We start from the raw sequence: 11,719 nt of genomic DNA, 5'->3' as shown, positions 1-11,719 counted from the left end.
TGTTGATCAGGCAGGGCTCAGAGCTGGCCCATGGCCCGGAGCATGGCCGTGAGTGCGGCGGCCAGGAAAACCATGTCGCAGACCTGCTGGGTGGCCCCGAGACAATCCCCGGTGTAGCCGCCGAGCCGCTTGCGGAACCATCCGTACATGGCCCATGCAGCCACTGCGGACGCCAGCGTGGCCACGCCCAGGATGGCCACCAGCCACGCGCCCTGGGGCAGCCAGTAGCACAGGGCCAGCGGCAGGCACCACAGCGCAGCCGACCACAGGGAGACCGCATGCATCTCGCCCATGGCCTGCACGGTCTTGGAGCAGTCATCCGTGCGGGCATAGGGCAGCAGGCGGATGAGCAGCAGGGGAAAGAAGCGCGAGATGACGTGGGAGCCGACGATCACGCAGACGGCAAGAAAGGGCTGCACGATGCCCATGCACGCCAGCAGGAGCACGCGCAGCGCCAGGCTGGCGATGAGAGCCAGCACACCGTAGCTTCCCACGCGCGAATCCTTCATGATGGCAAGCGCACGGGCGGGGCTGGCTGCACCGCCGAGCGCATCGGCCACATCGGCCAGCCCGTCCTCGTGCAGGGCACCTGTGACGAAGATGCTGCACAGAACGGCTGCAAGCGATGCCAGCAGCATGAGCAGCGAGGGAGCGGCCATGGTCAGGACCGGGGCCCCCCACAGATGCAGGGTGAGCAGGAAACAGCCTGCGGAGAGCGCCCCCGTGATCCAGCCGATGGCCGGGAAATGGCACAGCGATGCCTGCATGAGTGCCGGGGTATACCCCGCCCATGTGACCAGTGCGCCTGGAAGTGGAATGCGGGTGAAAAACTGCAGGGCCAGCACCAGTTGGCGTGCCAGAAGGTTCATGGGAGGACATCCGTGATGAAGGGCGGGAGAACTGCCTTTCCTTGGGGAGGAGGAAACCCCCTCACCTCCGGAATCCTAAAACAAAAAAAGGGCTGCCGATGAAGGCAGCCCCTGGGCTCTGCGGTGGAAAGTGCGGATCAGAAGCCCCAGCGCAGGTTGCGAACGGTACCGATCACGCCGTTGGTGGTCATCAGGCCGTTGTTGACCGTGGCCAGAGTGCCGTTGATCTCATCACGCTTGGCCTGGCGCTTCTGGGCTTCGAGGGCCAGCTCCTCGGAAGTATTCTGGCGCTGGCGACGGTGCTGGCGGAGCTCGGCGACGGAGAGCTGCGCGGATTCCTTGTTGCGCCCCTGCTTGATGGCGGCGGAATCGTCGCCCATGGCGTAGTCGCCCACCGAACCGCCGGTGGCACAGCCCGTCAGCACCGTGGACAGCAGCACTGCGGAGATCGGGATGAGTTTTTTCATGAGAAGGAGTCTCCAGTCAATTAACGAATCAGGTACACAGGCGCCACATAGACGGGCGCCACATCTCCGCGGGCGCGATGGATGGCGTCGGCCGCGTCCATCATCTCTTCACGTCGCTCCTTGCGCAGTTCGGCACGCTCGGTGCGTTCGGACTGCTGGATGCGGGCACTGTCGGCATTCATGGCGGCCTGGTCCACCGGGGGAAGGTGGCGGTCTCCGTAGGAAATGCCGGTGCATCCGCTGACCAATGCGGCGCATGCCGTCACGAGGAGGACTTTGTCGAGAACCATCTGTCGCTGCTCCAATGGGGGTATGTGAGAACATCGATGCATACGAGAGAACGAAAAAATACGTTTCACCGATTACCGATGTATACATTCTAGCGACAGAAGGATGTTTTGAATACCTAGGATCGTATGTTTGTGCTGAAGACTCCTAAAGTTCTCATCTATGTGGCGATGACGCCGCAGTGTAAGCCTTACAGGAACATGCGGTAGACCGGGCTGTCGGTTTCCTCGACGTAGGGATAGTCGAGCGTGTCGAGAAAAGCCTGGAAATCGGCAGCATCACGGGCGGGAACCTGGATCCCGACGAGTACCTGGCTGGAGTCAGCACCCTGATTGCGGTAATGGAAAAGACTGATGTTCCAGTCGGGATTCATCAGATGCAGGAACTTCATTAGGGCCCCGGGACGTTCCGGGAAGAAGAAGCGCAGCAGCCGCTCGTCGGTGGCCACGTCGCTGAGGCCGCCGATCATGTAGCGGATGTGGCTCTTGGCGAGCTCGTCGTGTGTGAGGTCGAGCGTGCTGAAGCCTTGCTTGATGAATTTCTGGGCAATCTTTTCGCTTTCGCCATGACCGTGGGTGCTCAGACCGACGAAGACGTGGGCCTTTTCGCTGCTGCGCATGCGGTAGTTGAATTCGGTGACGTTGCGCGGGGCGCCGCCCATGTTGGCGATGAGCTCGCACAGCCGGCGGAAGCTGCCGCGCTCCTCGGGGATGGTGACGGCAAACAGGCCTTCGTGTTCCTCGCCCATTTCGGCGCGTTCGGCCACGAAGCGCAGGCGGTCGAAGTTCATGTTGGCGCCGCAGAGAACGGCGGCAAAAGTCTGGCCCTTGCACTTGTGGGTGGCCACATACTGCTTGATGGCGGCCACACCCATGGCGCCGGCCGGTTCGACGATGCTGCGCGTGTCGACGAAGATGTCCTTGAGTGCGGCACAGACGGCATCGGTGTTGACGACGACGTAGTCGTCAAGAAGCTCGCGGCAGAGCCGGAAGGTTTCTTCACCCACGAGCTTGACGGCGGTACCGTCAGAGAAAAGGCCGACATCATGCAGGGTGACGCGGTGGGCTGCCTGCACGGACTGGAGCATGGCGTCGGAGTCGTTCATCTGCACGCCGATGACCTTGATGCCGGGGCGCACGGCCTTGATGTAGCTGGCGATGCCGGCCGCCAGGCCGCCACCGCCGATGGCGACGAACACGGCGTCGAGGTTGCGGTGGGGCAGTCCCTGGAGCTGCTGGAGCATTTCCATGGCGATGGTGCCCTGCCCGGCGATGACGTCGGGGTCATCAAAGGGGTGGATGAAGGTGAGGCCTTCTTCCTGCTGCAGCTTGACGGACTGGTCATAGGCATCGCTGTAGCTTTCGCCGGCGAGCACGACTTCGCCGCCCAGCGCCTTGACGGCATCGATCTTGAGCTGCGGGGTGGTGGTCGGCATGACGATGACGGCGCGGGTGCCGAGCTTGCGCGCACCCAGTGCAACGCCCTGGGCATGGTTGCCGGCGGAGGCGCAGATGACCCCCTTCTTGAGCTGTTCGGGCGAGAGCTGGGCCATCTTGTTGTAGGCGCCGCGCAGCTTGAAGCTGAAGACGGGCTGCTGGTCCTCGCGCTTGAGCAGCACGGTGTTGCCCAGGCGGCGGCTCAGGTTCCGGGCGTGGTCGAGGGGGGTCTCGTGGGCCACGTCGTAGACGCGGGCGTTGAGGATCTTCCTGAGGTAGTCGTCTACGGTGAGGGGGGCGAGCGCGGAGGAGGTGGAGGGGGAGGCCATGGTGTCCATGTGAGCGGTTCGGAAGATGCAAAAAATGAAAAAAAACGGCGCAACCGTCGAGAAAGGGTCCGTCTTCCTGTCAGGAAACGGACAGTATCTCTCAGGCTACGCCGTGCAGGGCGGTGGCGTCAACCCAGACGGGCCAATTGCTCGCGGATCTTGGTGAGGGTGGCGCCGAAGTCGGCGACGCGTTGACGTTCCTGTTCGATGACGGCGGCCGGGGCCTTGGCGACGAAGTTCTGGTTGGAGAGCTTGCCGTTGGCCTTGGCGATTTCGGTTTCGAGGCGGGTGGCTTCCTTGCCCAGGCGGGCGCGTTCGGCATCGCGGTCGATTTCCATGAAGAGGGCGAGGCGGACTTCGCCCACGACGGCTACGGGAGCGGCCTGGGCTGCGGTCTGCCAGGTGGCTTCATCGTCGAAGACGCGGACTTCGCCCAGCTTGGCCAGGGCCTTGAGCACCGGGGCCGTCTGCGCGAGGAAGGCTGCGCTGTCGGGGCCGGCAGCCAGGGCATAGAGCGGCAGACGCTGGGCGGGAGAGACGCCCATCTCACCGCGCAGGTTGCGGCAGGCGTCGACCATGTGCTTGAGCTGGGTGACGTGGGCCTCGGCGGATTCGTCGATTTTCTCGGGGTTGCTGACGGGGTAGGCCGCCACGCTCACGGAATCTCCCGTCCGGCCGGCGAGGGGGGCCACCTTCTGCCAGAGTTCCTCGGTGATGAAGGGAATGACGGGGTGGGCGAGGCGCAGCAGGGTTTCCAGCGTGCGGATCAGGGTATGGCGGGTGCCGCGTTGGCAGGCTTCGTCACCGGTCTGGATCTGGACCTTGGCGATTTCCAGGTACCAGTCGCAGAACTCGTTCCAGATGAAGTCATAGAGGGCGTTGGCCACGTTGTCGAGACGGTATTCGGCAAAGCCACGGGCGACTTCGGCTTCCACGCGCTGGAGGCGGCTGACGATCCAGCGGTCGGCAGGGGTGAAGGTCTTGAAGGTCCGGTCGCAGACTTTTTCGGCTCCGCTCGGGTGCACGAGGCCGCAGTCGTGGCCTTCGCAGTTCATGAGGACGAAGCGGGTGGCGTTCCAGAGCTTGTTGCAGAAGTTGCGGTAGCCCTCGCAGCGCTTGCTGTCGAAGTTGATGCTGCGGCCGAGGCTGGCCAGTGCGGCAAAGGTAAAGCGCAGGGCGTCGGCACCGTAGGCGGGAATGCCCTCGGGGAATTCCTTTTCGGTGGCCTTGCGGACCTGGGGAGCGGTTTCGGGCTTGCGCAGGCCGCGGGTGCGCTTGTCGAGCAGGGGGGCGAGTTCGATGCCGTCGATGAGGTCGACCGGGTCGAGCACGTTGCCTTCGGACTTGCTCATCTTCTTGCCCTGTGCGTCGCGCACGAGGCCATGGATGTAGACATGCCGGAAGGGGACGCGGCCGGTGAAGTGGGTGGTCATCATGATCATCCGGGCGACCCAGAAGAAGATGATGTCGTAGCCGGTGACGAGCACCGTGCTGGGCAGGTAGAGGTCGTAGTCCTTGAGGGGGTCTTGCTGGGACAGTGCGTCGGGCCAGCCCAGGCTGCTGAAGGGCACCAGGGCGGAGGAGTACCAGGTGTCGAGCACGTCGGGGTCACGCGTGAGGGTGCGGCCGGGAGCCTGTGCCTGCGCATCGGCCTCGGTGCGGGCGACGTAGACCTGGCCTTCCTCGTCGTACCAGGCGGGAATCTGGTGCCCCCACCAGAGCTGGCGGCTGATGCACCAGTCCTGGATGTTGTTCATCCACTGGTTGTAGGTGTTGATCCAGTTTTCGGGCACGAAGCGGACGGCGCCGCCCTGCACGGCATCGATGGCCTTCTGGGCGATGCTCTTGCCGGTGGCGTCTCCCTTGCCGACCGTGTTCATGGCCACGAACCACTGGTCGGTGAGCATGGGCTCGACCACGGCACCGGTGCGGGCGCAGCGCGGCACCATGAGCTTGTGCTTCTGGGTCTGCACGAGCACGCCCAGGGCTTCCAGATCGCGCAGCACCGCCTTGCGTGCCACGTAGCGGTCCATGCCGCGATAGGCCTCGGGGGCGTTGTCGTTGACGGTGGCATCGAGTGCGAGGATGCTGATCATGGGCAGCTGGTGGCGCTGGCCCACGGCATAGTCGTTGGTGTCATGGGCCGGGGTGACCTTGACCACGCCGGTGCCGAAGGTGCGGTCGACATAGGCGTCGGCGATGACGGGGATGTCGCGTCCCACGAGCGGCAGGCGCACGGTCTTGCCGATGAGGGCGCTGTAGCGTTCGTCCTCGGGGTGGACCATGACGGCCACGTCACCCAGCATGGTTTCGGGGCGTGTGGTGGCGACGGTGAGGCTGCCGCTGCCATCGGAAAGCGGGTAGGCGATGTGCCACAGGAACCCGTCTTCCTCATCGCTTTCCACTTCCAGGTCGGACACGGCCGACTTGAGTACGGGGTCCCAGTTCACGAGGCGCTTGCCGCGGTAGATGAGGCCCTGTTCGTACAGACGCACGAAGGTGTCGACGACCACCCGGCTGAGTTTGTCGTCCATGGTGAAGTATTCGCGGCTCCAGTCCACGCTGTCGCCCATGCGGCGCATCTGGGTGGTGATGGTGCTGCCGCTTTCCTCTTTCCATTCCCAGACCTTGGAGATGAAGTTCTTGCGGGCTTCCGTGGGGGTGGGGCCCATGTCGTGGCGGCTCGTGCCCGCGCTCTGGAGCTGGCGTTCCACCACGATCTGGGTGGCGATGCCCGCGTGGTCGGTACCGGGAATCCAGACCGTGTTGAAGCCGCGCATGCGGTGGTAGCGCGTGAGGCTGTCCATGATGGTCTGGTTGAAGGCGTGCCCCATGTGCAGCGTGCCGGTGACATTGGGCGGCGGGAGCTGGATGGCGAAGTTCTCTTGGCGGGCAGCGGCATCGGCATCGGGGCGGCCGGTGCCGCGGAAACCTGCATGGCCATAGCCGCGACGCTCCCATTCGGGGCCCCATTGGGCCTCGATGGCGGCGGGTTCGAAGGATTTGGTCAGTGCGGCCAGCGCAGGTTGTTGCAGGGCTTCGGTCATGATGAATCGGATGGAATGGAGAGAGGCGTGCGACGAACCCGTCCTGCTGCCAAGGCAGGCCGACGGGCAATGAATTCCAGGGGACGGCAGTTCGGGATGGGGGCGGCGCCGGGTGTCATCTGCATATGCAGGACACCCCCTGTGCCGATGGGGCTGCAGGGGCATTGAACCCGCCATCACAGGCAATGGCCCGGGCGTGCCAGAGCGCCAGGGGGCATGTGCCAGGACTGGCTTCCGCACGGAAACTGTGTCGTGAAGGAACGATTTTAAGACGTGGGAGCAGCGGATGCATCTCCCGGGCGTCTTGTTCGGCCTCGCGAACCCCGTGCCTCAGGCCGTCTGCCGTGGGCGCCCGGGTGTGCAGGCGGGGCGAGGCGGCCGGGAATCCCGCAGGGCGTCACAGCACGTTCAGGGGGATCTTGAGGTAGCGGGTGCCGTTGGATTCAGCGGCCGGAAGGTGGCCCGCGCGGATGTTGACCTGCACGGCCGGCAGGATGAGCTGGGGCATGTCCAGCGTGGCGTCGCGGGTCTGGCGCATGGACACGAAGGCTTCCAGGGCGATGCCGTCATGCACGTGGATGTTGTATCGGCGGTGTTCGCCCACCGTGTTCTCGCAGTAGGCGGCGGGGTTGGCTGCCACTCCCTCGGCATAGTTGTGACAGAGCATGATGCGCGTATCGGCGGGCAGGGACAGTAGGCGACGCACCGAGCGGTACATGTCCTGCGCGCTGCCGCCCGGGAAGTCGCAGCGTGCCGTGCCGGCATCGGGCGCGAAGAGCGTGTCGCCGACGAACACCAGATCGGCCTGTCCGGTCGGCGTGTGTACGCGATAGGCCATGTCGGCCGGGGTGTGTCCCGGGACATGCAGGGCCTCGATCTGGAGCGGTCCCAGGGCGATGCGGTCCCCATCGGACATCAGTCGCCCGAACTGGCTGCCGTCGCAGGCCAGCTCCGGCAGGTGAAAGATGCCGGCAAACGTGCGCTGGACGGTGGTGATCGGCTGGCCGATGACCACGGTACCCCCCACCTGCTCGTGCAGCCATGCCGCGCTGGTGAGGTGATCGGCATGGGCGTGTGTCTCGATGATCCACTGCACATCGAGCTCAAGGCCACGTACATGGTCGACGATGCGCTGGGCACTGTGGGTGCCGGTGCGCCCGGCCTTGGGATCATAGTCGAGCACCGGGTCGATGATGGCGCAGGCACTGCCCGGACCGGTATGCAGCACGTAGCTGAAGGTGCTTGAAAAGCTGTCGAAGAAGGGGGTAACGACGACCTGAGGGGCCATGCTTGTCTCCTTGTGGGGGCGATCAGGCCGCCATGGGCAGCCACTGGGGGGCAAAGGTGCGCATCAGCAGCAGCACGGTGGCCAGCAGCACCAGGGCAGCAAAGCCGCGCTTGAGCAGGGTGTGCGGGATGCGGTGGGCCACCATGCGGCTGGCGAGCATGCCCACGGCCGTGGCGGCGATGAAATACCATCCCTCGGGGGGAATGGAGGTCGAGCCATGCAGCGTGCCCTGCAGGACCGTGGTGCCGGACACCAGCGCAATGACCGCCAGCGACGTCAGCACGATGCCGTGGTGGGTGAGATTGGTATAGCGCTGCAGCATGGGCACGATGAAGAATCCGCCTCCCACGCCCAGCATGCCGGTGAACAGCCCCGTCACCGCGCCGATGCTTCCGAGCGTGAGAAAGCAGGCGGGCGTCCAGCAGAAGCGCCCGGTTGCCGGGTCGAGGCGGCAGGGGGCATCGACGGTGTGGGCCTGGGCAGCATGCCGCGCCAGCGTGCTGCGCCATGTTCGCCATGCCACGAACAGCATGATGGCACTGAAGAGCAGGGCGAGCAGTTCGGGGGACACCTGGTGCGCCAGCCACAGCCCCACAGGCGCGGTCAAGGCACCCAGCAACACCATGTAGAAGGCTGCCTTGTAGCGCACCAGCCCCCTGCGCAGCCCATCGGCTGCACTCAGGGCGCTGCCGAGAGAGACGGCTACCAGGGCGACCGGCTTGGCGCTGACCATGCCCAGTCCTGAGCCGAGCACCAGAGCCGGTATGGCCAGAATGCCGCCTCCGGCGCCGGTCAGTCCCATGACGGCCCCGATGCCAAGCCCGAGAAGAATGCTGGTGAGATGCAGCGTCATGTGCGTGCCCGCAGGAAAGGGAGAGAGGATGGAAAAGAGAAAAGCAAGGAAACGATGCGCATGGCAATCATTATATTAATAAATATATTGTATGGTGTGTCGGAACCTTACGGTCTGTTTCCGGGGAGTGTCCTGCAGGCTTGCGGCGGCGGCCGCGGACTGGAATGCTTGTTGCTACCATCCCCGCGTGGGGCCGGAGCATGCACAGTACCCGTGCATGGTGCACGGACTGGCTGATCCGGCCCCGCAATGGAGTACATGACCAATGAAAATCTCTGTGATCGGAGCGGGGGCCGTCGGTGTGGCGGTCTGCAGCTACATCCTTACCATGGGTGAGTGCCGCGAGCTGGTGCTGGTGGACAAGAACCGTGACCGCAGCGAAGGCGAACAACTCGATTTCAGCCATACCAGTGCGCTGGCCTTCTCGAAGAACACGCACATCGTGGCAGGCGACTATGCCGATGCGGCTGGCAGTGATGTCGTGATCATCACGGCAGGCGCGCAGATCAAGGTGGGGCAGGACCGCCAGGAGCTCGCGCAGATCAACTCGGGCATCTGCGTGGAGATCGCGCGGGAGCTCGAACACTATGCGCCGGACGCCATCCTCATCATCGTGACCAACCCGTGCGACGTGCTGGCGCACTTCATCGTCAGCAACACCGGCTATCCGCCGGATCGCGTCATCAGTGCGGGCTGCGTGATCGACACGGCGAGACTCATGAAGATCCTGGGCGACCGTGTGGGGCTCGATCCCAAGAACGTCTTCGGCATGGTCATGGGCGAGCATGGCATGAGTGCCACGATTCCCTGGAGCATTGCCAACATCGCCGGCCTGTCGATCGACGACTACTGTGTGGCCCATGGCATGCCTCCGTTCGACAAGGCGGCCCTGCTGGAGGATGTCAAGCAGGCCGGCATCGAGATCTTCCGGCGCAAGTTCAACACCAACCACGGCATCGCCGCAAGCGTGTTCCGCATCATCCGGGCCATCACCATCAACGAGCATTCCGTGCTGCCGGTGGGCACCCAGCTCAATGGCGAGTACGGCCTGAACAACGTGGTGCTCAGTGTGCCCTGTGTCGTCAATGCACAGGGCATCGAGCGGGTGCTGCGCTACCCCCTGCTGCCCGACGAGCTGGCACAATTGGCCCATTCCGCAGACCTGCTGCGCAAGGTGATCGACCAGGTGAAGGTCGAGACGGGGCTCGACGGCTGATGGCCGGGGAGTCTTGATGCCCGGAACACCGGGCGCCGGGTGGGCAGGCCTCTTGCGGAGCGTCCTGCCCATTTGCCTTCTGCCATGCTTTTCGTTGTATCTCCTGCCAAGTCTCTGGATTACGAGACACCTCTTGCCACTTCCGCCCACAGCGCGCCCCTGTTCATGGATCAGGCGGCAGAACTGGTGCAGGTGCTGCGCGACCAGTCCCCGCAACAGCTCGCCGAGCTCATGCACATCAGCGACAAGCTCGCCACCCTCAATGTGGCACGCTATGCCGTCTGGAGCAAACAGGCGACCCCCGACAATGCCCGCCCGGCCGTGCTGGCGTTCAATGGCGATGTGTACGAGGGCCTGGATGCCCGCAGCCTGGACGGCGCACAGCTCGACTGGCTGCAGCAGCACCTCTGCATCCTGAGCGGCCTCTACGGCGTGCTGCGCCCGCTCGATCTGCTCGAACCTTACCGCCTCGAAATGGGCACGCGCCTTGCCAATCCGCGTGGCCGTGATCTCTACCAGTTCTGGGGCGATCGCATCGCACGCTACCTGCGTGAGCGCCTGGCGCAGGAACCCGAGGCAGGGCGCGTGCTGGTCAATCTGGCCTCGCAGGAGTATTTCCGCTCGGTGGACCTGCAGGCCCTGAAGACGCGCGTGGTGGAGTGCGTGTTCGAGGACTTCAAGGGCGGACGCTACAAGATCATCAGCTTCCACGCCAAGCGGGCGCGTGGGCTCATGGTGCGCCATGCCGTGGAACACCGCGTCGCCTCGGTCGAAGGGCTCCGGAGCTTTGACCGCGAAGGCTATGCCTATGACGCGCCGGCGTCGGGGCCGGATCGCCTGGTGTTTCGTCGCCGGCTGGAGGATTGAGCCATGGAAATCCGTCACACCCCCGAACAGTCCGAACTCGGCAAGCGCTCGGCCTATGCCGACGCCTATGATCCCGGCCTGCTGTTTCCCCTGCCACGCGAGCCCAAGCGGATCGAGATCGGGCTCACGGGGCGCATGCCCTTCATCGGGGCCGATCTGTGGACCGGCTACGAGCTGAGCTGGCTCAATCCGCGCGGCAAGCCGCAGGTGGCCATTCTGCAGGTGCACATTCCCTGCGAGACACCGCACATCATCGAGAGCAAGTCGTTCAAGCTCTACCTCAACAGTTTCAACAACAGCGTCTTTGTCGATGCCGAAGCAGTGCGCACGCGCATCTTCGCGGATGTGAACGAAGCCGTCTGGCGCGGCGCGCCTACCATGGACGCCAGCATCGGCGTACGCCTCGTCACTCCCGAGCAGTTCGACCAGCAGGAGCTGCATGAGCTCTCCGGCCTGAGTCTCGACCGCCTGGACTGCGAGTGCACCGACTACCTGCCTGCCCCGCACCTGCTCGTCACCCGGCCCGAAGAGGGCATGGTCACCGAGACTCTCACGAGCCATCTGCTCAAGAGCAACTGCCTGGTGACAGGCCAGCCGGACTGGGCCAGCGTGCAGATTGCCTACAGCGGCTCCCAGATCAGCCACGAGGGACTGCTGCGCTATCTGGTGAGCTTTCGCAACCACCACGAGTTCCATGAGCAGTGCGTGGAGCGCATCTTCACCGACATCTGGCGGCGCTGCGAGCCGGTTCGGCTGTCTGTCTATGCGCGCTATACCCGCCGTGGGGGGCTCGACATCAACCCCTGGCGCAGCAGCCATCCGCAGGCCATGCCCTCCCTTGCACGCACCGCGCGGCAGTGACCCAGCCGGCACGGTGCCGGTGAGGGCTGTGGGGCGTATCGGGATTTTCCCCGGGAGCTGCGGCCGCTGCACGATGGGACCGGGACAATCTCTGCTAGAGTTACAAATATGTACATCTCCCTCCCGGGGTGATGGCGGGTTGCTGTGCGCCGTGGGGCGGCAGTTGCCGCACCATTGGCATGACGGGAGGGCAGGAGG

General features: G+C 64.5%; 10 protein-coding genes. 3 read left to right on the top strand and 7 right to left on the bottom strand.

Annotation, left to right across the window (positions count from 1 at the left end; all coding sequences use genetic code 11):
- Positions 1-17: 17 nt before the first annotated feature.
- The 7 genes from ACE3P9_RS01545 to ACE3P9_RS01515 all read right to left on the bottom strand — a co-directional run bounded on the left by ACE3P9_RS01545 (position 18) and on the right by ACE3P9_RS01515 (position 8,577).
- Positions 18-869, bottom strand: coding sequence for an adenosylcobinamide-GDP ribazoletransferase (locus ACE3P9_RS01545; RefSeq protein WP_374491264.1), 852 nt, complete (start codon positions 867-869; stop codon positions 18-20).
- 137 nt (positions 870-1,006) lie between these two features.
- Complete coding sequence (locus ACE3P9_RS01540) at positions 1,007-1,336, bottom strand: NGK_0946 family protein (RefSeq protein ID WP_374491262.1); 330 nt, start codon at positions 1,334-1,336, stop codon at positions 1,007-1,009.
- Between the two features lie 20 nt (positions 1,337-1,356).
- Entirely contained in the window at positions 1,357-1,626 is a 270-nt protein-coding gene (locus ACE3P9_RS01535; RefSeq protein WP_374491260.1) for a hypothetical protein, read from the bottom strand.
- Between the two features lie 188 nt (positions 1,627-1,814).
- The gene (gene ilvA / locus ACE3P9_RS01530; protein ID WP_374491258.1) at positions 1,815-3,389 is read right to left on the bottom strand and encodes a threonine ammonia-lyase, biosynthetic; all 1,575 of its coding nucleotides are present in this window, start codon (positions 3,387-3,389) and stop codon (positions 1,815-1,817) included.
- Between the two features lie 128 nt (positions 3,390-3,517).
- Positions 3,518-6,436, bottom strand: a complete 2,919-nt coding sequence (locus ACE3P9_RS01525; RefSeq protein ID WP_374491256.1) for a valine--tRNA ligase — start codon at positions 6,434-6,436, stop codon at positions 3,518-3,520.
- A gap of 397 nt (positions 6,437-6,833) precedes the next feature.
- Complete coding sequence (locus tag ACE3P9_RS01520; RefSeq protein WP_374491253.1) at positions 6,834-7,724, bottom strand: MBL fold metallo-hydrolase; 891 nt, start codon at positions 7,722-7,724, stop codon at positions 6,834-6,836.
- A 22-nt stretch (positions 7,725-7,746) separates the two neighbouring features.
- Positions 7,747-8,577, bottom strand: coding sequence for a sulfite exporter TauE/SafE family protein (locus ACE3P9_RS01515; RefSeq protein ID WP_374491251.1), 831 nt, complete (start codon positions 8,575-8,577; stop codon positions 7,747-7,749).
- A gap of 265 nt (positions 8,578-8,842) precedes the next feature.
- Here ACE3P9_RS01515 and ACE3P9_RS01510 point away from each other — a divergent pair, with 265 nt between their 5' ends.
- The 3 genes from ACE3P9_RS01510 (at position 8,843) to queF (ending at position 11,521) form a co-directional block, all read left to right on the top strand.
- Positions 8,843-9,793, top strand: coding sequence for an L-lactate dehydrogenase (locus ACE3P9_RS01510; RefSeq protein WP_374491248.1), 951 nt, complete (start codon positions 8,843-8,845; stop codon positions 9,791-9,793).
- 84 nt (positions 9,794-9,877) lie between these two features.
- Positions 9,878-10,660, top strand: coding sequence for a peroxide stress protein YaaA (yaaA, locus tag ACE3P9_RS01505; RefSeq protein WP_374491246.1), 783 nt, complete (start codon positions 9,878-9,880; stop codon positions 10,658-10,660).
- Positions 10,661-10,663: 3 nt separating this feature from the next.
- Complete coding sequence (gene queF, locus ACE3P9_RS01500; RefSeq protein ID WP_374491244.1) at positions 10,664-11,521, top strand: NADPH-dependent 7-cyano-7-deazaguanine reductase QueF; 858 nt, start codon at positions 10,664-10,666, stop codon at positions 11,519-11,521.
- The last annotated feature ends 198 nt before the right edge of the window (positions 11,522-11,719 follow it).

The sequence above is a fragment of the Allobrachymonas sp. genome, from assembly GCF_041912815.1.
GTDB lineage: Bacteria > Pseudomonadota > Gammaproteobacteria > Burkholderiales > Burkholderiaceae_C > Brachymonas.
The sequence above is the reverse complement of the archived record's forward strand: the minus strand, read 5'-3'. Positions and strand labels throughout refer to the sequence as shown.